Here is a 20,754-nt window from a genome sequence, read left to right on the forward strand (position 1 = left end):
AAAGCAGGGCGCACCGGACATTTGCCGCGCATAGAGTCGGTGCCATGACGCACCCCCCGGAGCAGCCCGCGCCCGGTGCCCGCACCCTGGGCCCCGCCCCCGACCGGCCCGGCGGGCTGTCCGCCGCCGAGGTGGCCGAGCGGGTGGCCGAAGGTCGGGTCAACGACGTGCCGGTGCGCTCCAGCCGGTCGGTCAAGGAGATCGTCCGGGCCAACGTCTTCACCCGGTTCAACGCGATCATCGGGGTGCTGTTCGCGGTGATCCTGGTGGTCGGCCCGATCCAGGACGGGCTGTTCGGCCTGGTGATCGTGGCCAACACGGCGATCGGCATCGTCCAGGAGGTCCGGGCCAAGCGGACCCTGGACTCGCTCGCGCTGATCGGCGAGGCCCGGCCCCAGGTGCGCCGGGACGGCCGGGCGGTGCAGGTCGCGGTCGCCGGGATCGTGCTGGACGACACCGTGCTGCTCGGCATCGGCGACAAGGTCATCGTGGACGGCGAGGTCACCGAGGCGGACGGCCTGGAGATCGACGAGTCGCTGCTCACCGGCGAGCCCGACCCGGTCCTCAAGCACCCCGGCGACCAGGTGATGTCCGGCAGCTTCGTGGTCGCCGGCTCCGGCGCCTTCACCGCCACCAGGGTCGGCCGCGAGGCCTACGCCGCCCGGCTCGCCGAGGAGGCCAGCCGGTTCACCCTGGTCAGGTCCGAGCTGCGCACCGGCATCGACACCATCCTGCGGTTCATCACCTACCTGCTGGTCCCCACCGCGATCGGCCTGGTGATCAGTCAGTGGACGGTGGAGCACAACGACTGGCGCGAGGCGGTGCGCCGCACGGTGGCCGGCATCGTGCCGATGGTCCCCGAGGGCCTGGTGCTGCTCACCTCGGTGGCCTTCGCGATCGGCGTGGTCCGGCTGGGCCGCCGGCAGTGCCTGGTCCAGGAGCTGCCCGCGATCGAGGGGCTGGCCCGGGTGGACACGGTCTGCCTGGACAAGACCGGCACGCTGACCGAGGGCGGCATGGACGTGCTGGAGCTGCGCCCGCTGGCCGCCGGCCCGGCGGGGGCGGCCGAGCTGGAGCAGGTGCTGGGCGTGATGGCCGGCGCCGACGCCCGCCCCAACCCGAGCATGCAGGCGGTGCTGGACGCCTACGGCGGCGCCGGCCCCGAGCAGGAGCGGTGGCGGGTGCTGCAGGCCGTGCCGTTCTCCTCGGCCCGCAAGTGGAGCGGGGTGCAGCTGCTCGACCCCGCCGGCGCGGAGGCCGGCTGGCTGCTCGGCGCGCCGGACGTGCTGCTGCCCGACGGCCACCCGGCGCTGGCCCAGGTGGACGAGTTGGGTGCCCGGGGGCTGCGGGTGCTGCTGCTGGGCCGCACCCCGGTCCCGCTGGACGCTCCGGACCCGGCCAAGGAGCTGGTCCCGCTCGGCCTGGTGGTGCTCAAGCAGCGGCTGCGCGCGGACGCGGCCGCGACGCTGCGGTACTTCGCGACCCAGCAGGTCGAGGCCAAGGTGATCTCCGGCGACAGCGCGGTCTCGGTCGGCGCGGTGGCCGCGAGCCTGGACCTGCCCGGCGCCGAGCACCCGCTGGACGCCCGCACCCTGCCCGCCGACCCCGAGGAACTGGCCGACACCGCCGACCGCACCACCGTCTTCGGCCGGGTCACCCCGCAGCAGAAGCGCGAGCTGGTCGGCGCCCTGCAGGCGCGCGGCCGCACCGTGGCGATGACCGGCGACGGCGTCAACGACGTGCTGGCGCTCAAGGACGCCGACATCGGCGTGGCGATGGGCTCGGGCAGCGAGGCCACCCGGGCGGTGGCCCAGATCGTGCTGCTCGACGACAGCTTCGCCACCCTGCCCTCGGTGGTCGCCGAGGGCCGCCGGGTGATCGGCAACATCGAGCGGGTGGCCAGCCTGTTCCTGGTGAAGACGGTCTACTCGGTGCTGCTGGCCCTGCTGGTGGTCTTCACCCAGGTGCCGTACCCGTTCCTGCCCCGGCACTCCACCGTGCTGAGCGCGCTGACCATCGGCATCCCCGCCTTCTTCCTGGCGCTGGCCCCCAACAACGAGCGGGCCCGCCCCGGCTTCGTGCGCCGGGTGCTGCGCCTGGCGGTGCCGGCCGGGGCCATCGCCGGGACCGCCACCTTCACCGCCTACGCCCTGGCCCGCGCCAACCACGCCACCGAGCTCAAGGCCGACACCAGCGTGGCCACCCTGACCCTATTCCTGGTGGCCATCTGGGTGCTGGCCATCGTGGCCCGCCCGTACACCTGGTGGCGGCTGCTGCTGATCGGCGCGATGGGCGGGGCCTTCGCGCTGGTGCTGACCGTGCCCTGGCTGTCGGACTTCTTCCAGCTCGAACTGGCCGGCGTGCGCGACCCGTGGACGGGCGTGGCGATCGCGGTGGCGGCCGGGCTGCTGCTCGAAGTGGTCTGGTACCTCGTCAAGCGCAGCCTGGACGCCCCCGATCCGGCCGCCCGGCCCGGTCAGCCCTCGAAGTCCCGGGCGGCCGAGAGCTCGTAGGCCCGGTCCGGCTCGGTCAGCGCGGCCAGCACCTCGAACCGCCGGTGCCACTGCCCCACCGACCAGGCCAGCCCCGCCGCCAGCCCCTCGGGCGTGGCGGCGTGCAGCAGGCCCGGCACCGGTGCGAGCTCGAACTCGTCGTCCTCGTCCCGGGCCTCGGTGCTCTCCGGGTCGTACGGCAGCTCGGGGGCGGCCGCCGCGGCGTCCCAGCGCCAGTCCACCGCGGCCTCCTCGCCGTCCGGGCCGACCACCAGCAGCTCCTCGTGCTCCTCGTAGGCCGCCGGGCAGCCCGGCAGCAGCTCCCGGACGAACGGCGGCACCCGGTGCAGCGCGCCCTCGGACAGCACCCGGCCGCCGGCGATCTCGCTCGCCAGCGAGACGTGCAGCCGCTCGGCCAGCGCGGGCGCCAGCGCCGGGGCGACCGGGACCAGCGGGTACGGGTGGAGCAGCTGGACCAGGTCGGGGGCGTCCGCGACCACCGCCTCGGCGGCGTCCACCAGCACGGTGTGCGCGGGTCGGCGGCCGGTCTCCGGGTCCAGCGGGGGCAGCGCGCGGACGACGTCCAGGGGTTCGGCGTCGACCCCGGCCAGCGCCGTGTAGATGCCGTGCAGCTGGCGGTGGGTCACCTCGCTGTCGGGGTGGGTCAGGTGGTCCAGCAGCTCCTCCGGGCCGTGCGGCTCGGCGAGCAGCGCGGCCAGCGTGGTGCGCACCCCGAGCGCGTGCAGGAACTGGTCGTCCAGCGTGGTGCGGGCCTCGTCGTACAGCCCGCGCAGCAGCCAGTCCGCGCCGGCCGCCCGCAGCCCGGCCGGCTCGCGGCCGTCCAGCACCGGGTGGTCGCGCAGCCACCACGCGGTGTACGGCGGCAGGTCGGTGTAGCTGCCGTCCGGCAGCAGCACCCGCACGGGGGCGACCACCGCGTCCCGGTACGGCGGGCGGGCCAGCCGGGCCAGCGCCTCGGGCCAGGCCTCGTCGTCCACCAGGTCCAGGTCCCGCACCACCAGCAGCTCGCCGGCCACCGGGGGCACCCCGAGGTCGCCCGCCCGGTCGGCGTGCAGCACCTCCAGGACCTCCTCGCACCACTCGTCGAGCCCGTCCGGGGCCTCGTCCAGCAGGCCGGTGGGCGCGCCGCCCACCGCGCGGTCGGCCGGCGCGGTGGGGTCCAGCCGCTCCAGGTCGTCCGGGTCGAGCACCACGTCCTCGGCGCGGACCAGCACGAAGTCGCTCAGCACCCCGACGGCGGCCAGCACCTCCGGGCCCCAGCGCTCCAGCAGGTCCTCGTCGACGAACGGCGTGTCCTCGGTGCGGACCAGCTGGGCGAACGGGCTGTCCGGCAGCACCAGCTCGCCGGCCCGGGTCAGCTCGCCCTCGTCGTCCGGCAGCGCCAGGCGGGCCAGCCACGGGTGGTCGCCCGGGGTGGCGCCGGCCGCCCGGACCAGGCCGAGCACGGCGTCGGCCAGGTCCACGGCGGCGTCGAAGTCGTCCTCGCCCAGGTCCACCGAGCGGGCCACCGCGGCGAGCAGCTCGGGGGTGCCCAGGATGCCGGCCGGGGTGGCGGTGGCCGCGCCGAGCTTGGCCAGCAGCGGGTGCGCGGCCTCCGGGTGGGCCAGTCGCAGGTCGAGCAGGTCCAGCGCCTCGGCGAGGGCCTGCGGGTAGCCGGGGAAGTCGGCCCAGTCGGCGTCGTCGGAGGGCAGCAGCACCCGGCGCGGGCCGGTCACCAGCCGCCCGGTGGCCAGCGGCACCGGCAGCGCGCCCAGCGCCTCCGGGTCGGCCCCGGCCAGCGCCCCGTACAGGCTGCGCCACCAGGCGGGCTCCCGCTCCAGGCCGCCGAGCTGGTCCACCACCTCGGCCAGCGGCAGCCGCCGCACCTGGAGCGCGCGCAGCTCGCTGCGGCGCTCCAGCCCGGCCGGCAGCAGGCCGGGGAAGATCGGGGCGAGCGCCTCGACCACGTCCTGGTTGGCGCCCTCCACCAGGGTGGCGTCCTTGGGGCGCAGCGCGGGGGTGCCCTCCTCCACCGCCTCGGGGTGCGGCAGGAAGGCGGTGGCGGGCAGCCGGCGCAGGATCGCCGTGCGCAGCGCGTTGTCCAGCGCGCCCCGGCCCAGCGGGGTCGGCACCAGGGAGAGCGAGCCGAGGTCGGCGCCGCGGGCCCGGAGCAGTTCGGTGTAGGCCTCGGCGGCCTGCTCGGTGAGGAAGTCGGCGAGCGGGCCGGGGGCGGTGTGGCGGCGGGTGGAGTCCAGCGGGTAGGAGGCGATCAGCAGGGCCGGGACGCCCAGCGGCTCCTCGCTCGGGGTGGGCGCGTGCAGCACGGGGGTCACCGGGACCGGCTCCGGGGTGCCGCTCGCGGAGACCGGGACGGCCCAGGTGACGGTCCAGTAGGGGCGGGCCCGCTCCTCCACCGGACGGTCCGTCAGCAGCTCGGGGGCCAGCGCCCCGGTGCTGGTGACGGTCTGCCAGCGGGCGGTGGACTCCCGGTCGCCGCGCCGGTCGGTGAGCACCACCTCGACCAGGCCGTGCTCGGTCCGCTCGGCGCCGGCACGGGTGAGGGTGCGCACCGCCCCGTCCGGGGTCTCCACCACCAGCTCGGCCAGGCCCGGCAGGGTGAGCAGCAGGGCGTCGTCGATCGACTCCAGCAGTCGGCGGGTGAGGTCCTCGGCGGCGCCGTCGCGCAGCGGGAGCAGCACCACGGTGTCGTAGCCGGCCGGCGGCTCGCCGACCGCCGGCAGCGGCAGCCGCAGCACCGGGACGTGACCGTCGCGGCGGACCAACTCCTCGGCGAGCCCGGGCCGTTCCGCGGCCTCCCGGTCGACCAGGGTGCGCGCCTCGGCGAGCGACCAGCGGGCACCGCCGGTGTGGCCGATGATGGCCGGCTCGTCGGTGACCGCGAGGACGGCGGCGAAGCCGACGCCGAACCGGCCCACGGTGGGGCCGGCGTCCTCGCGCTTGGAGGAGGCGCGCAGGGTGGACAGCGACTCCACGGCGGCCGCGTCCAGCGCGGCACCGGTGTTGGCCGCGGCCAGCACGCCGTCGCGCAGGGTCAGCCGCAGCCGGCCGGGGCCCCGGCCGGCCCGGGCCGCGGCGTCGGCCGCGTTCTGCGCGAGTTCGACCACCAGACGGTCCCGGTAGCCGCCGAGGGCGAGCTCCTCCTCGGCGTTGGCGTCCTCCCGGAACCGGGCCGGCGAGGCGCTCCAGGCGTCCAGCACCCGGCGGCGCAGGCCGGCCGTGTCGAACCGGTCGTCCTGCTCCTGGTCGCCGCCACCGATGATGCGAGGCTCCACTGGACCCGCCGCCTTCCCCGTCTGTCACACCGGACACTGCTACGGGTGGCATTCTCTCTCGTCCCGGTGACGCTCCGCCCCCGGGACGGGTCGGGCCCGGCCGCGTGTCCGTTCGCGCGGCCGGGCCCTGAGGCCGGATCAGGCGTGGCCGAGCTCCTCGGCCGGGGCGTCCGGCTCGACCGAACCGCCCTGGCGGTCGGGGTGCAGCTGGAGCGGCTCGACCACGGTCTCGTCCAGGATCAGCTCGGCCGGCACCGGCGGGGCCGGCAGCACGGCCGCCTCGGAGTGGCCGCCGCAGCCGTAGGCGAGCGAGACCATCTGGCCGTCGGCCGGCCCGAACTCGTTGCCGCAGACCCCGAAGGCCTGGCCCAGCGAGCCGCCGATCGGGATCAGGAAGCCGCAGGTGGTGCAGGAGGCCGGGGCGGACTGGGCCATCGGGCTCTGCGGGCCGTGCGCCTTCTCCCAGCGCTCGGCGGCCTGGTGCAGGCCGAGCCGGGAGAGCACCCGGGCCCGGGTCATGCCCAGCTCGTCCGCGATCGCGCCGATCTGCGCCCGGGCGGGCGCCGGCTGCACGTGCGGGTCGGACAGCACGAGGTCCTCGTCACCGTCGAAGACCGCGGAGTTGGGGGACGCCTCGTCGTCGCCGGTCCAGCCCGGCTCCAGCCGCAGGTCGTCCGCGTCGGTGGGCAGCAGGTCGCCCGGGCCCAGGTCGCCCGGGCGCAGCCGCTCGCTCCACGGCACCCACTGGGGGGCCAGCACCGCGTCGGCGCCCGGCAGCAGCACCACCTCGTCCAGGGTGACCACCTTGGCGCGCGGGGCGCGGGCGACGGTCACCGCCCAGGTCCACCCGCGGTACGCGGGATCCAGGCACTCGTAGGTGTGGGTCACCACCCGCTCGCCCTCGGCCTTGGCACCCAGGTGCGCGCCGACGGCCTCGGGCCCGACCGCTTCCACCGCTGCCTGCCTGGCGAGTTCGACGGCCTCGGCACAGAGCCGGTCGGGGGTACGGCTTCGCATCGCAGCACTCACGGCGTCGATTCTCTCCAGTCTTCTTACCCTGCAGCCTAGTCGCCCGGTGGCGCGCCCCGGGCCGTTCGGGTCTTCCACGGCCACCGGTACCGCTCGTCCGGGTACCGCCCCTATTCTGCGTGACCGGAGGCCGGTACCACCGTCCGGCGGGCCGAGGACCGCCGACCGGCCTGGCCACACAGCGCACGCGGACAGCAGGCTACCCGTCGCGGCTGCTCCGGCGACAGCCCGACGGAACCGGCCCGACATGCCCGGGCCGCGCCGAGCCGGGGTCAATCCCTCGTCGCTCGCCGGATTGTCAGGCAGGATTGGCGGTGTGGCGGACGAGAACCCGTCGCAGCACGCACTGCACGAACCGACTGATCCCGATCCGGGCGGCGTGCCGCGACAGCAGTACCCGGTCCCCCCTGTGGACGGCGAGCCTCCACAGCCGGCGGACGGGTCCCCGCTGCCCCCGGCCGACGGCGGCGCCCCCGCCGGCGCCGATCCGGACCCCGCAGCCGCCCCGGTGCACACCCCGGCCCACCGCAACCTGCTGGTCCGCGGCGCCTCCGCGGCCGGCCTGCGCACCGGGCGGATGGTGCACGGCACCGGGCGGCGGATCCGCCGGGCCACCTCGGCCGACGGGGCCGGCGAGTCGGGCCTGGCCAAGCTGATCGAGCTGCACGCGCTGAACTCCTTCGGCGACATGCTCATCACCATCGCGCTGGCCTCGACCATCTTCTTCTCGGTCCCCACCGGCGAGGCGCGCGGCCGGGTGGCGCTCTACCTGCTGATCACCATGGCCCCGTTCGCGCTGCTCGCCCCGGTGATCGGGCCGCTGCTGGACCGGCTGCCGCACGGCCGCCGGGCCGCGATGGCGATGTCGATGCTGGTCCGCGCGGTGCTCGCGTGGACGATGGCCGGCTCGATCGGCGGCGCCGACCTGACGCTCTACCCGGAGGCGCTGGGCTGCCTGGTCGCCTCCAAGGCCTACGGGGTGGTGCGCTCGGTGGTGGTGCCCCGGCTCAAGCCGGCCCGGGTCACCCTGGTGAAGGCCAACTCCCGGGTCACCCTGGCCGGGCTGCTGGCCACCGGACTGGCCGCCGCGGTCGGCGGCGGACTGCACCTGCTCGGCCCGGCCTGGCCGTTGCGCGGGGCCTTCCTGGTCTTCGTGATCGGCACCCTGATGGCCTTCCACCTGCCGCACCAGGTGGACTCCGCCAAGGGCGAGCAGCGGGCCGTGCTGCACGCCAGTCCCGACCCGGCCGCCGAGCCCGACGAGCAGGCGGGTCCGGGCGCCCGGCCGGTCCGGCCCAAGGCCAGCCTGCGCACGGTCGGGCCCGCGGTGATCCTGGGCCTGCGCGCGGTGGCGTCGCTGCGCGGGCTGAGCGGCTTCCTCACCCTCTTCCTGGCCTTCCTGCTGCGGGTCGACCCGGTCGGCGGCCTGGCCCCGACCGCGGCGCTGGGCCTGCTGGCGATCGCGGCCGGCGGCGGCAACGCGCTCGGCTCGGTCTTCGGCTCCTGGCTGCGCACCCGCGGCTCGGAGGTGACCATCACCGCGATGCTGATGCTGGCCACGGCGGCGGCGGCGGCCGCCGCCCTCTGGTACGGGCTGGCGACCGTGCTGGTGGTGGCCGCGGTGGCCGGGATCGCCGCCTCGCTGGCCAAGCTGGCGCTCGACGCGCTGATCCAGCGCGACGTGCCGGAGGCGGTGCGCACCTCCACGTTCGCCCGTTCGGAGACCCTGATGCAGCTCGCCTGGGTGGCCGGCGGCACGCTCGGCATCCTGCTGCCGCTGGACGGCACGCTGGGCCTGTCCATCGCGGCCGGACTGCTCGGCGTCTCGCTGCTGTGGACGCTGCTGGCACTGGCCCGGCTCGGGGTTCGCAGCGGCGCACCGCACCCCCGCGTAGCGTGACGGTCAGAGTTGGATAGCCTTCGTCCATGAGCCTCAGCACCCCTGTCATCGCCGCCCTCGGGGCCGTGGCCGTGATCGGCGCCGCCACCCTCGGGGGGTCCATCGCCTACGCGTCCGGGCAGGACAAGCCCCTGACGACGCAGGCGACCGTCACCGTCGGCCGCGACTCGTTCCGGTTCGAGCCCACCTGCTACAACGGCGGCAAGCCGCTGGACGACAACGCGAACAAGGCCTGCGGCCTGCTCTCGACCCAGACCGACAAGTTCAAGTCGATCACGGTGAAGAGCGTGGACTCGATCGGCGTGGGCGTCGACAAGGCCACCGCCGAGAACGGCTGGCGCGCCTACACCAACGGTGGCGGCGGCCAGGGCAACGCGTCCGTCGCCGCGTACCAGAAGGACAACACCTTCTCCGGCCTGGTCCCGTCGGTCAACGTGCTGACCCAGGTGCGCGACACCACGCTGACCGTCATCGAGTTCGACCCGAAGACGGCGGACTCCAGCAAGCCGGGCATCCTGGCGGTCTGGTTCATCAACCTGAAGAACAACGCCGCGCCCGTGGGCCAGGCCCAGTCGCAGGACGCCAGTCAGGGCCAGTGAGCCCCGTCCCGACGCGTGACGAGCAGCCGGCCCCGCCGCGGGGCCGGCTGCTCGTCGTCGTCGCGGTGGCCGCCGAGGCCGAGGCGGTGCTGCGCGGCGCCGGACCGGACCGGGTCCGGGTGGTGACCGCCGGGGTCGGCCCGGCCGCCGCGGCCGCCGCCACCGCCCTCGCCCTGGCCGAGCGGCCGCACCCGCTGGTGCTCTCCGCCGGGATCGCCGGCGGCTTCGCCCCGCACGCGCCGGTCGGCGCGGTGGTGGCCGCGGACGCGATCCTCGCCGCCGACCTGGGCGCGCAGACCCCGGACGGCTTCCAGGACGTGGCCGCACTCGGCTTCGGCACCGTCCGGCACACCCCGCCGCCCGCCGCGGTGGCGCTGCTGGCCGGGGCCACCGGCGCGGTGGTCGGCCCGGTGCTCACCGTCTCCACCGTCACCGGCAGCGCCGAGCGGGCCGCCGAGCTGGCGGCCCGTCATCCGGGCGCGGCGGCCGAGGCGATGGAGGGCTTCGGAGTGGCCGAGGCGGCCGCCCGGTTCGGGGTGCCGGCGCTGGAGCTGCGCACCGTGTCCAACGCCGTCGGGCCGCGCGACCGGGCCGCCTGGCGGATCGGCGAGGCGCTGGGGGCGCTGGAGCGCGCCTTCGCGGCGCTGCCGTACGACCGACTGCTTGAGGAGGCCCTGAATGGCTGAGCCGCTGCGGATCGCCCACTCCCCCTGCCCGAACGACACCTTCGCCTTCCACGCCTGGACCCACGGCCTGGTCCCCGGCGCCGAGGCGCCCGAGGTGACCTTCGCCGACATCGACGTGACCAACTCGGCGGCGCTGACCGGCGAGCTGGACATCCTCAAGATCAGCTACGCGGCGCTGCCCTGGGTGCTGGACCAGTACGCACTGCTGCCCTGCGGCGGGGCGCTCGGGCGCGGCTGCGGGCCGCTGGTGCTCACCGGGCCGCAGACGGGCGGGGACCTGACCGGCAAGGTGGTCGCGGTCCCCAGCGAGCGGTCCACCGCCTACCTGCTGTTCCGGCTCTGGGCCGCCGAGGCGGTGCCCGGCGGGCTGGGCGAGGTCGTGGTGCTGCCGTTCCACGAGATCATGCCGGCGGTGCGGGACGGCCGGGTGGACGCCGGACTGGTGATCCACGAGGCCCGGTTCACGTACCAGGACTACGGGCTGGTCAAGCTCGCCGACATGGGCGAGGCCTGGGAGGCGCGGACCGGGCTGCCGATCCCGCTGGGCGCGATCGTCGCGAAGCGCTCGCTGGGCGCGGCGCGGCTGCGCGAGCTGGCCGACGCGGTGCGGGCCTCGGTGCGGGCGGCCTGGGCCGACCCGGCGGCCTCCCGGGAGTACGTGCTGGCGCACGCGCAGGAGATGGACCCGGCGGTGGCCGACCAGCACATCGCGCTGTACGTGAACGAGTTCACCGCCGAGCTGGGCGAGGAGGGCTACGCCGCCGTCCGGGCACTGCTCACCCGGGCGGCGGCCGAGGGCCTGGTGCCCGCCGTCACGCCGGAGGCACTGGCCTTCCCCTAGGGCCCGTCTCAGACGTCGAACTGGTCCGCCACCGCGCGCAGCGCGGTGGCCAGCTTCTGACCGGTCGGCTTGGCCGGGTAGCGGCCGTGCTGCAGGCCGGGCAGCACGGCGTCCAGCATGGTGATCAGGTCCTGCACGATCGGCGCCATGTCGTCGGCGCTGCGGCGCTGGGCCGCGACCATCGAGGGCAGCGCGTCGAGCAGGGTGACCCCCATCGCCTGCTCCCCGCGGTGGCCCGCGATGACGCCGAACTCCACCCGCTGCCCCGGCTTGAGGCTGGTCACCCCGGCGGGCAGCGCCTTGCTGTGGACGAAGACGTCCTCGCCGTCGTCACGCGACAGGAAGCCGAATCCCTTCGTCTCGTTGAACCATTTGACCTGGCCGGTGGGCATCTCGAATGTCCTCGGTGTGGTGTGGCGGCAACCCGACGCGCTTGTCGGGGCCTGGGTGGAGGGAAGAGTGGCCCGGGCGCCGCCGCACGGCGAGCCGGACCGGGGGTGGGGAACGGGCGGTCAGCGGGGCCGACGGCCGGTCAAGGGTTTCACTCGCACACGCTCCCCGCTCGGTGCCGGGCTCTGGCGCGGCAGCCACGGCAGGGCACGGCGCGGCCGCGGGACGACGTGTCGGTCGTCATGGCGCACACCCCCCTGCCTGGAAGCGGGATCGGGCGACCCCGTGCGAAAACCTGCATACCCCTGGCGCGGGGAGTCCGAAACTCGCTGTCCCCGTCGAACCGCAAGCAGTGACGGGGCGCACATCCGCGCAGGTGACGGGGGGTCAGTTTACGCGGGTTCCGGGCCCGGGGGCGGGGGATTTCCGGGTTCTGCGAGACTGGACCGCGTCAGGGTGCGACGACGGAGGAGTCAGCGTGAAGGAAACCGGCGAGGGCCTGGTCCGGGTCGGGGCGGTGGTCTTCGTGCTGGGCGCGCTGGCCACCGTGGTGACCTTCGTGCCGCTGTTCCTCCACCTCACCCCGCTGCCCAGCGCGGCCTACTGGGCCTGCATGCTGATGCCGCTGGGCTTCCTGCTGGCGCTGGTCGGGCTGTTCCGCTCCGCCCGCTCCCAGCGCCGCCGGGCCGACGCGGCCTCCTAGTAGGGCTTGGTCAGGCGCGCCCGGCCCGGTACTGCGCGAGCCAGTCCGGGAACTCGGTCAGGTCGCCCAGCACCACGTCCGCGCCGGCCCCGGTCAGCTCGGCGGCGCCGTACGGCCCGGTGGTCACGCCCACCGCGACGGCACCGGCCGCCCGGGCGCCCACGATGTCGCCGAGGTGGTCGCCGACGTAGACCTGCGCGCCGAGCTCGCGCAGCGCCGCGCCCTTGGTCTCCGCCCACAGGTCGCCCACCAGCGCGTCGTAGGCGATCCCCGCGTGCTCCAGGTGCAGCCTGGCGTTCGGCTCGTACTTGCCGGTGATCACCACGACCCGGCCGCCCGCCGCCCGCACCGCCGCGACCGACTCCAGCGCGCCCGGCAGCGGGACGGTGGGCGCGAAGGCGTGGTCCCGGTAGAGCGTGCGGTAGCGGTCGGCGGCCTGCTCGACCTGCTCGGCCGGGAACCAGTTGGCCAGTTCGTGGGTGAGCGGCGGCCCCAGCCGGGTGACCACCAGGTCGGCGTCGATGTGGGTGCCGGTCTCCGCGGACAGGGCCAGGTGGGTGGCCCTGATCCCCGGCCGGGTGTCGAGCAGGGTCATGTCGAGGTCGAAACCGATGGTGAGAGCGGGCATGACCACAGCCTAGGACCCGCCAGGAGGACCCGATGCGCCGCCGGACCCTGCTGACCACCGCCCTGGCGGCGCTGCCGCTGGCCGGCTGCGGCCCCCGGAGCGGTCGGCCGCTGCCGGCGGCCGAGCCGCCGGTGCCCAGCTCGACGGTGACCGCGGCCTCCGGGACGGTGCTGGTGGCCGGCGAGCCGGTCCGGGTGGTGGCGCTGGACACCGCCGAGCTGGACTCGGCGATGACCCTGGGGATCACCCCGGTCGGCGCCTGCCGCCCGGCCGCCGACCCCGGCCCGCCGGACTACTGGCCCGCCTCCCGGCTGGCCGAGGTGGCGCCGGCCGGCACCGTGGGCGCGCCCGACCTCGACCGGATCCGGGCGCTGCGCCCCGAGCTGATCCTGGGCAACCAGACCCGGGACGGCGCGCACTACGAGGCGCTGCGGGCGATCGCGCCGACCGTGCTCACCCCGACCACCGGGTACCCGTGGAAGGAGAACTTCCTGGCGCACGCCCGGGCGCTGAGCCAGGAGCCGGCGGCCCAGCTGGTGGCCGACGCGTACCGCGCCCAGGTGTCCCAGGTCTCCCGCGCGCTCGGCGGTGCGGGCGCGCTGGGCGGGCGGCGGGTCAGCCTGGTGCGGTTCGTCCAGGCCGGGCGGATCCGGCTCTACGCGCGGCAGAACTTCCTCGGCACGATCCTGGCCGACCTGCAGCTGGGCCGCCCGGACGCGCAGAACGTCGACCAGTTCGACGTCGAGGTCACCCCGGACCACCTGGCCGGCGCGGACGGCGACCTGCTGCTGTACGCGACGTACGGCGACCCGGCCGCCGCGGGCACCGACGCGGTGCTGGCCGGCGCCGCCTGGCGCGGACTGGGGGCGGTGCGCGCCCGCCGGGCGTACCCGGTGGACGACCGGCTCTGGTTCGAGGGGATCGGCTACACCGGCGCGAACCTGGTGCTCACCCAACTCCAGCTCCTGCTCGGCGGTTGACCGCCCTCTTGTGACCTGGGACACACCCGGACCACCATGACGGTATGACGAACACTCAGCTCCGAGGTGAGTCAACCGCCGACCCCGACGCCGTCGCGGGCCACCGCCGCAAGCAGGCCCTGGCCCACGCCTTCTCGCTGGCCGCCGCCGAGTACGACCACGCCAACGGCGGCTTCTTCAACCCGATCGGCGCCAAGCTGGCCCGGCTGGCGGGGCTGCGGCCCGGGGACCGGGTGCTGGACGTCGGCTGCGGCCGCGGTGCGGTGCTCTTCTCGGCGCTGGCCGAGGTGGGACCGCAGGGGTACGTGGTCGGGGTGGACCTGGCGCAGGGGATGGTCCGGGCCACCGCGGCGGAGGCGGCCGGGCGCGGGCTGCGCAACGTGAGCGTGCGGCAGGACGACGCGGAGGCGCTGGGCTTCCCGGACCGCTCGTTCGAGGCGGCGCTCTCCTCGTTCGCGGTGATCTTCACCCCGGACCCGGCGGCCGCGCTGGCCTCGGTGCGGCGGGTGCTGGTGCCGGGCGGGCGGTTCGCGTTCACCGCCTTCGGGGCGGACGAGCCGGGGTGGGACCGGCCGGGGGCGGCGCTGAACGCGTTCCTGCCGCCGCAGGCCGCGCGGCGGCGGCAGAGCCGGGCCGCCCGGTACAACCCGCTGGGCCGCAGCCCGGAGGAGGCGGCCGAGCTGCTGCACCGGGCGGGCTTCACCGACGTGCGCACCGTCGAGCACCCGGCGGTCACCCACTACCCGGACGCGGCCGCCTGGTGGCAGGCGCAGCGGGCCGGCGGCTGGCGGGCGGCGCTGGAGGCGATCCCGGCCGCCCGGCTGGACGAGGCCAGGGCGGCCGCGCTGGCCGCCCTGGCGCCGTTGGCCGGCCCGGACGGCTCGCTGGTGCGGCGCACCGCGATCCGGTACACCACGGCACTGCGGGAGTAGGGCTCAGACCGCCCGGCGCCGGCGCAGCGCTATCGCGAGCAGCAGCAGGGCGGAGAGCACCGCGGCCAGCCGCAGCACGCCCGGAGCGGCGGCGAAGACGGCGTGGCCGGTGGCGTTCTTCGCCAGCGGCTCGCCCCAGCGGCCCTCGCTGCGGCCCCAGAACCAGAGCGAGGAGGCGCTCATGGTGATCAGCGGGATGCCGAAGACGACGAACTTCTTGACCAGGTCGCCGAGCCGGGCCGACAGGTAGGCCAGCCCCCACCCGGCCAGCAGCACCAGGATCAACCCGCTGACCGCGCCGCCCACCAGCACCGCGGCGGCGAGCAGCAGCAGCGGCGAGGGCCGCCGGCCGGCCAGCAGGCCGCGTCCGCCGGCGGCCGGCTCGGCCGCCGGCTCCTCCTCGACCACGGCCACCTCGCCGGCGCGCTGCTCCGGCACCGGCTTGGCGGCCTCCTCGGCTGGCACGGTGTCGTCCGGCGGGAACTCGATCCGCACCTCGCTCCAGCCGGGGAAGTCGTCCAGCGTCGGCATCCGCCCGGAGCCGGGCGTGGCCGGCGCGATCAGCCAGGCCGGCGTCGTCTCCTGCGCCGGTGCGGCGGCAGCGGCCGGGGGCGGCGCGTCGACCGGGGCCGACGGTGCCGGGACCTGCGGACCGCCGGCCGCGTACACGCCGTCGTCCACCCCGTCGTCGGCCTCGTCCGCCGACCCGGTGGCCCGCCCCATCACCCGCCAGGGCCCGTCCACCCGCCACCACTCGCCACCGGACAGCCCGCCCGACAGCCCGCCCTGCTCCGGTCCGTCCGACCGCTCTGACGCCATCGCCCCGCCACCCTGTTCGCCGTTCCGGGCACCGCCGACCGCCGACGCTATCCGACCCGGTCACGGCGCGGTGGGCTACCCGCCCTATGCCCCACCGCGGCGCGGGTCATCCCAGAACCGTGACGATCGCCCGTCCCCCAACGACACCGAGTCCGACTACTCTGGATCGGATGACCAGCGAGCCGAACGGACAGCGCGGCCGGAGCCGTACCCGCACCCTGGCCGACGAGCTGCGCGCCGGCACCGACCAGGCGCTCGCCACCCTGCTCCGGTTGCGGCCCGACCTGCTCAACCCGGTGCCCACCGACCTGACCCAGCTCACCTCCCGGCTCTCCGGCCGGGCCTCGGCGCTGCGCGCGCTGGAGCGGTTGGACCGGTTCACCCTGCAGGTCACCGAGGCGCTGGCCGCCGCCCCCGACGCGAGCCCGGAGACGGTGCTGCGCGACCTGCTGGCCGGCCCGGCCCGGGTCGCCGCGCACCCGGGCGCCGAGCCGGTGGACCGCAAGGCGGTGCTCGCCGCGCTGCCCCGGGCCCTGACCGCACTGCGCGAGCGGGCGCTGGTCTGGGGTCCGGAGAACGCGCCGCGCCTGGTGATCGCGGTGCGCGAGGCCCTCGCGCCGACCGCCACCAACCCGGGCGGCACCGGCCTGGGCCCCACCCTGGCCGAGGCGACCCTCGGCATGTCCCCGGCCCGGCTGCAGCAGCTGCTGACCGGCACCGGCCTGCCCGGCACCCCCGACCCGGTGACGGCGGTGGCCGCGCTCACCGCCCTGCTGACCGACCGCAAGCAGCTGGCCGCGCTGCTCGCCGAGGCCCCCGCACCGGCCCTCGGGGTGCTGGAGAAGCTGGTCTGGGGCCCGCCCACCGGCACCGTGCCGGACGCCGCCCGCCCGGTCACGGTCGACCAGGTGCGCAGTCCGGTGGAGTGGCTGCTGGCCCGCGGCCTGCTGCTGCCCTCCGGCCCGGGCACCGTGGTGCTGCCGCGCGAGCTGGCGCTGCACCTGCGCGGCGGGCGCAGCCACCGCGTGGTCGAGCCCGCGCCGCCGGAGCTGACCGCGACCGCCGTGCGCGAGCCCCAGGTGGTGGACCGCGCGGCGGCCGGCCAGGCCTACACGGCGGTGCGCACCCTGGAGGAGCTGCTGGACCAGTGGGGCCTGCAGCCGCCGCCGGTGCTGCGCGCCCAGGGCCTGGGCGTGCGCGACCTCAAGCGGGCCGCGCTGGTCCTGGAGTGCACCGAGGCGCAGGCCGCGTTCTGGCTCGAACTCGCCTACGGCGCGGGACTGCTGGCACCTGACGGGGAGTCGATCGACCTGCCCGGTCGGACCGGCGAGGTGTGGGCCCCGACACCCGCCTACGACCAGTGGCTGCTGCAGCCGGTCGCCGAGCGCTGGGCGCTGCTGGCCCGCACCTGGCTGGCCGCCACCCGGGTGCCCGGCCTGGCCGGCGCGCCGGACGGCAAGGGCAGGCCGCGCGCCGTGCTCGGCCCCGACCTGGACCGGATCCTCGCCCCCGCCACCCGGCGGGCCGTGCTGAGCCTGCTGGCCGAGCTGCCGCCCGGCTCGGTGGCCGGGGCGGACGCGCTGCTGCCGGTGCAGCGCTGGTACCGCCCGCTGCGCGGCGGCGCGGTCGGCCCGGACGGCCGCGAGCTGCGCGACCAGCTGACCGACTGGACCCTGGCCGAGGCCGAACTGCTCGGCATCACCGGGCGCGGCGCGGTGAGCACGCCGACCCGCCGGCTGCTGGCCGGGGCCGATCCGACCGCCGTGCTGGCCCCGCTGCTGCCCGAACCGCTGGACCACGTGATCCTGCAGCCCGACCTGACCGCGATCGCGCCCGGCCCGCTGCTGACCCCGCTCGCCCAGGCGCTGGCCCTGTGCGCCGAGATCGAGTCCAAGGGCGGCGCGACCGTCTACCGGTTCACCCCCGCCTCGGTGCGCCGCGCGCTGGACGCCGGGCGCACCGCGACCGACCTGCACGGCTTCCTGGCCCAGCACTCGCGCACCGCGGTGCCGCAGCCGCTGGCGTACCTGATCGACGACGTGGCCCGCCGGCACGGCGTGCTGCGGGTCGGCGCCGCCTCCGCCTACCTGCGCTGCGACGACCCCGCGCTGCTGGCCGAGGTGCTGGCCGACCGCCGGGCCGCCGAACTGCGGCTGCGGCTGCTCGCGCCCACCGTGCTGGCCGCCCAGGCGGGCCCGGACACCGTGCTCTCGGTGCTGCGCGCGATGGGCTACGCGCCGGCCGCCGAATCCGCGGAGGGCGACCTGGTGATCACCCGCCCGGACAGCCACCGCACCCCGCCGCGCACCGCCCCCGCCCCGGTGGCCGACGGTCCGGCCACCCCGGACGACGTGCTGCTCGGCGCCGCGGTCAAGGCGGTCCGGGCCGGCGACCACGCGGCCACCGCGCACCGCCGGGAGACCGTGCCGGGCCCCGCCGCCGCCCGCCAGCTCCCGCGCACCGCCGCGGCCGACACCCTCGCCGCGCTGCAGACCGCCGTGCTGCTCGGCGAGCGGATGTGGATCGGCTACATCAACGCCGAGGGCATCGCCTCGCAGCGGGTGATCGACCCGGTCAAGGTGGAGGGCGGCTTCGTCACCGCCTTCGACCACCACGCGGAGAAGCTGAACACCTTCGCCCTGCACCGGATCACCGGCGTGGCCGAGTTGGACGGGGACTAAGGTCGACCTCATGGAACTCGCGCCCGGTGTCCGGTACGCCGTCACCACCCGCTCCGGCGGCGTCAGCCCGGCGCCGTACGCCGAGCGCAACCTCGGCGGGCTGACCGGCGACGACCGCGCCAACGTCCTGCACAACCGTCGGCTGACGGCCACCCAACTCGGCCTCGCCCCGGACCGCGTGGTCTGGATGCGCCAGGTGCACAGCGCCACCGTGCAGCGGGTGGCCGGCCCCTGGGGCGGCGACGCCCCCGAGCTGGACGGCGTCTGGACCACCGAACCCGGCCTCGCGCTCGCCTCGCTGGGCGCCGACTGCGCCGCCGTGCTGCTGGCCGACCCCGTCGCCCGCGTCGTCGGCGCCGCCCACTCCGGGCGGGCCGGCACCCTGTCCGGCATCGCCACCCGTCTGGTGCACGCGATGGCCGAGGGCGGCGCGGACCCCGCCCGGACGGTCGCCTACATCGGCCCCGCCGCCTGCGGCCGGTGCTACGAGGTCCCCGAGGCGATGCGCGCCGAGTCCGCCGCCGCGCTGCCCGAGACCTACTCCACCACCAGCTGGGGCACCCCGGCGCTGGACCTCCCGGCGGGCATCACGGCCCAGCTCACCGCCGCCGGCGTCACCGACGTGCGCCGCGACCCCCGCTGCACCATCGAGACCGCCGACCTCTACTCGCACCGCCGGGACGCCCCCACCGGGCGCTTCGCCGCCTACCTCTGGCTGGCCTGATCCGCGACGGCCTGCCGCCCACCCCCCGCGATGCGTCACACTGGAGAGTCCGGCTGATCCGACGGAGGACTCTCACACGTGAACGACGGGCCCCTGATCGTCCAGAGCGACAAGACCCTGCTGCTCGAAATCGACCACCCCAAGGCGGCCGACTGCCGGCGCGCCATCGCGCCGTTCGCCGAGCTGGAGCGCGCCCCCGAGCACGTGCACACCTACCGGGTCACCCCGCTGGGGCTGTGGAACGCACGGGCCGCGGGGCACGACGCGGAGCAGGTGGTGGACGCGTTGGTGAACTACTCGCGCTACCCGGTGCCGCACGCGCTGCTGGTGGACGTGGCCGACACGATGGCGCGGTACGGGCGGCTGCAGCTGGTCAAGCACCCCGTCCACGGGCTGGTGATGACCACCACCGACCGGCCGGTGCTCGAAGAGGTGCTGAAGTCCAAGAAGATCGCCCCGCTGGTCGGGGCCCGGCTGGACGCGGACACCGTGGCGGTGCACCCGTCCGAGCGCGGGCAGATCAAGCAGGTGCTGCTGAAGCTCGGCTGGCCGGCCGAGGACCACGCCGGCTACGTGGACGGCGAGGCGCACCCGATCGAGCTGGAGCAGAACGGCTGGCAGCTGCGCCCGTACCAGCAGCAGGCGGTGGACGGGTTCTGGCACGGCGGCAGCGGCGTCGTGGTGCTGCCCTGCGGCGCCGGCAAGACGCTGGTGGGCGCGGCGGCGATGGCCGAGGCGAAGTCGACCACGCTGATCCTGGTCACCAACACCGTCTCGGCCCGGCAGTGGAAGCACGAGCTGGTGAAGCGCACCTCGCTGACCGAGGACGAGATCGGCGAGTACAGCGGCACCCGCAAGGAGATCCGCCCGGTCACCATCGCCACCTACCAGGTGATGACCACCAAGCGGAAGGGCACCTACGCCCACCTGGAGCTGTTCGACGCCCGCAACTGGGGCCTGGTGGTCTACGACGAGGTGCACCTGCTGCCGGCCCCGGTGTTCAAGTTCACCGCCGACCTGCAGGCCCGCCGCCGGCTCGGCCTGACCGCCACCCTGGTGCGCGAGGACGGCCGCGAGGGCGACGTGTTCAGCCTGATCGGCCCCAAGCGGTTCGACGCCCCGTGGAAGGAGATCGAGGCGCAGGGCTACATCGCGCCCGCCGACTGCTGCGAGGTACGGGTCACCCTCACCGACTCCGAGCGGCTGGCGTACGCCACCGCGGAGCCGGAGGAGCGCTACCGGTACTGCTCCACCACCGCCACCAAGCGCCGGGTGGTCGAGGCCCTGGTGAAGAAGCACGAGAAGGACCAGACGCTGATCATCGGCCAGTACATCGACCAGCTCGACGAGCTCGGCGAGGTGCTGGACGCCCCGGTGATCAAGGGCGAGACCAGCAACGCCCAGCGCGAGAAGCTGTTCGACGCCTTCCGCAACAAGGAGATCAGCGTGCTGGTGGTCTCCAAGGTGGCCAACTTCTCGATCGACCTGCCGGAGGCCACGGTGGCGATCCAGGTCTCCGGGACCTTCGGCTCCCGCCAGGAGGAGGCCCAGCGGCTGGGCCGGGTGCTGCGGCCGAAGGCGGACGGGCACATGGCCCACTTCTACTCGGTGGTGGCCCGCGACACGGTGGACCAGGACTTCGCGGCCCACCGGCAGCGCTTCCTGGCCGAGCAGGGCTACTCGTACCGCATCATCGACGCCGACGACGTGCTGTAACCGCCGGGTACCGCTCAGTACTTGACGCCGTCGCGCCCGAGCAGGACCACGCGCGCGGCGGTGTCGAAGAAGATGCCGACGTTGCGCACGGCGGTGGCCAGCGGACGGTGCGGGCGCGGGCCCGGGGCCACGGTGGCGCCGGCCGGGGTGTCGGGGACGGACTCGGTGGTGGTGCGCGCCCGGGGGGCCTTGGCCGCAGCCGGGGGCGCCGTCTGGTGAACGGTGCTCATGTGTTCCACCGTAGTTTCCGCGGCACACGAACGGCATCGGTCGAAAGGTCCGGATCCCCGGGACCGAGGTCGTCCGCGCGGCGTACCCGACCCCGAGACGCTTATCAGGCG

At 75.8% G+C, this 20,754-nt stretch carries 17 protein-coding genes; 11 read left to right on the forward strand and 6 right to left on the reverse strand.

Annotated elements, in window-relative coordinates; all coding sequences use genetic code 11:
- Positions 1-44: 44 nt before the first annotated feature.
- Positions 45-2,513 carry an HAD-IC family P-type ATPase gene (locus tag ACFW1A_RS07030; RefSeq protein ID WP_380405484.1) on the forward strand — a complete coding sequence of 823 codons (2,469 nt, stop codon included), beginning with the start codon at positions 45-47 and terminating at the stop codon, positions 2,511-2,513.
- Here the strand turns inward: ACFW1A_RS07030 and ACFW1A_RS07035 are convergent.
- Together ACFW1A_RS07035 and ACFW1A_RS07040 are read right to left on the reverse strand one after the other, a co-directional pair.
- Positions 2,477-5,785, reverse strand: a complete 3,309-nt coding sequence (locus tag ACFW1A_RS07035; RefSeq protein WP_380405487.1) for a sacsin N-terminal ATP-binding-like domain-containing protein — start codon at positions 5,783-5,785, stop codon at positions 2,477-2,479. The two genes, ACFW1A_RS07030 and ACFW1A_RS07035, sit on opposite strands and share 37 nt — an antisense overlap.
- A 138-nt stretch (positions 5,786-5,923) precedes the next feature.
- A complete protein-coding gene (locus ACFW1A_RS07040; protein ID WP_380405490.1) occupies positions 5,924-6,802 on the reverse strand; it encodes a DUF3027 domain-containing protein in 879 nt (292 codons plus the stop codon).
- 589 nt (positions 6,803-7,391) lie between these two features.
- Between ACFW1A_RS07040 and ACFW1A_RS07045 the strand changes: the two genes are divergently transcribed.
- Genes ACFW1A_RS07045 through ACFW1A_RS07060 form a run of 4 tightly spaced genes read left to right on the forward strand, consistent with a single transcriptional unit; the run spans position 7,392 to position 10,840 of the window.
- On the forward strand, positions 7,392-8,714 hold the full coding sequence (locus ACFW1A_RS07045) for an MFS transporter (protein WP_380405549.1): 1,323 nt from the start codon (positions 7,392-7,394) through the stop codon (positions 8,712-8,714).
- A gap of 26 nt (positions 8,715-8,740) precedes the next feature.
- Positions 8,741-9,313: a hypothetical protein gene (locus ACFW1A_RS07050; RefSeq protein ID WP_380405493.1), complete on the forward strand. Its 573-nt coding sequence runs from the start codon at positions 8,741-8,743 to the stop codon at positions 9,311-9,313.
- Positions 9,310-9,999 carry a futalosine hydrolase gene (locus ACFW1A_RS07055; protein WP_380405496.1) on the forward strand — a complete coding sequence of 230 codons (690 nt, stop codon included), beginning with the start codon at positions 9,310-9,312 and terminating at the stop codon, positions 9,997-9,999. Before ACFW1A_RS07050 ends, ACFW1A_RS07055 begins: the two co-directional genes overlap by 4 nt.
- Entirely contained in the window at positions 9,992-10,840 is an 849-nt protein-coding gene (locus tag ACFW1A_RS07060) for a 1,4-dihydroxy-6-naphthoate synthase (protein ID WP_380405499.1), read from the forward strand. The genes ACFW1A_RS07055 and ACFW1A_RS07060 overlap by 8 nt, the downstream gene beginning before the upstream one ends.
- Positions 10,841-10,848: 8 nt before the next feature.
- Here the strand turns inward: ACFW1A_RS07060 and ACFW1A_RS07065 are convergent, their stop codons facing one another.
- Positions 10,849-11,232, reverse strand: coding sequence for a cold-shock protein (locus ACFW1A_RS07065; RefSeq protein ID WP_380405502.1), 384 nt, complete (start codon positions 11,230-11,232; stop codon positions 10,849-10,851).
- A 476-nt stretch (positions 11,233-11,708) separates the two neighbouring features.
- Between ACFW1A_RS07065 and ACFW1A_RS07070 the strand changes: the two genes are divergently transcribed.
- Complete coding sequence (locus ACFW1A_RS07070) at positions 11,709-11,933, forward strand: hypothetical protein (protein WP_380405505.1); 225 nt, start codon at positions 11,709-11,711, stop codon at positions 11,931-11,933.
- 10 nt (positions 11,934-11,943) lie between these two features.
- Here the strand turns inward: ACFW1A_RS07070 and ACFW1A_RS07075 are convergent, their stop codons facing one another.
- The gene (locus ACFW1A_RS07075; protein WP_380405508.1) at positions 11,944-12,561 is read right to left on the reverse strand and encodes an HAD family hydrolase; all 618 of its coding nucleotides are present in this window, start codon (positions 12,559-12,561) and stop codon (positions 11,944-11,946) included.
- Between the two features lie 32 nt (positions 12,562-12,593).
- On the opposite strand from ACFW1A_RS07075, the gene ACFW1A_RS07080 reads away from it, so the two are divergent.
- Together ACFW1A_RS07080 and ACFW1A_RS07085 are read left to right on the forward strand one after the other, a co-directional pair.
- Positions 12,594-13,541, forward strand: a complete 948-nt coding sequence (locus ACFW1A_RS07080; protein WP_380405511.1) for an ABC transporter substrate-binding protein — start codon at positions 12,594-12,596, stop codon at positions 13,539-13,541.
- A 44-nt stretch (positions 13,542-13,585) separates the two neighbouring features.
- Positions 13,586-14,473 (forward strand): class I SAM-dependent methyltransferase, encoded by an 888-nt coding sequence (locus tag ACFW1A_RS07085; protein ID WP_380405514.1) that lies wholly within the window; start codon positions 13,586-13,588, stop codon positions 14,471-14,473.
- A gap of 3 nt (positions 14,474-14,476) precedes the next feature.
- On the opposite strand, the gene ACFW1A_RS07090 is transcribed toward ACFW1A_RS07085, so the two are convergent.
- Positions 14,477-15,292 (reverse strand): hypothetical protein, encoded by an 816-nt coding sequence (locus ACFW1A_RS07090; RefSeq protein WP_380405517.1) that lies wholly within the window; start codon positions 15,290-15,292, stop codon positions 14,477-14,479.
- A 170-nt stretch (positions 15,293-15,462) separates the two neighbouring features.
- On the opposite strand from ACFW1A_RS07090, the gene ACFW1A_RS07095 reads away from it, so the two are divergent.
- The 3 genes from ACFW1A_RS07095 to ACFW1A_RS07105 all read left to right on the forward strand — a co-directional run bounded on the left by ACFW1A_RS07095 (position 15,463) and on the right by ACFW1A_RS07105 (position 20,413).
- Positions 15,463-17,973 carry a helicase-associated domain-containing protein gene (locus ACFW1A_RS07095; RefSeq protein ID WP_380405520.1) on the forward strand — a complete coding sequence of 837 codons (2,511 nt, stop codon included), beginning with the start codon at positions 15,463-15,465 and terminating at the stop codon, positions 17,971-17,973.
- 10 nt (positions 17,974-17,983) lie between these two features.
- A complete protein-coding gene (gene pgeF, locus ACFW1A_RS07100) occupies positions 17,984-18,697 on the forward strand; it encodes a peptidoglycan editing factor PgeF (RefSeq protein ID WP_380405523.1) in 714 nt (237 codons plus the stop codon).
- 78 nt (positions 18,698-18,775) lie between these two features.
- Positions 18,776-20,413 (forward strand): DNA repair helicase XPB, encoded by a 1,638-nt coding sequence (locus ACFW1A_RS07105; RefSeq protein ID WP_380405526.1) that lies wholly within the window; start codon positions 18,776-18,778, stop codon positions 20,411-20,413.
- Between the two features lie 14 nt (positions 20,414-20,427).
- On the opposite strand, the gene ACFW1A_RS07110 is transcribed toward ACFW1A_RS07105, so the two are convergent.
- On the reverse strand, positions 20,428-20,643 hold the full coding sequence (locus ACFW1A_RS07110; RefSeq protein WP_380405529.1) for a hypothetical protein: 216 nt from the start codon (positions 20,641-20,643) through the stop codon (positions 20,428-20,430).
- Between the last annotated feature and the right edge of the window lie 111 nt (positions 20,644-20,754).

This window comes from Kitasatospora sp. NPDC058965 (assembly GCF_042741245.1).
In the GTDB taxonomy this organism is placed as follows: domain Bacteria; phylum Actinomycetota; class Actinomycetes; order Streptomycetales; family Streptomycetaceae; genus Kitasatospora.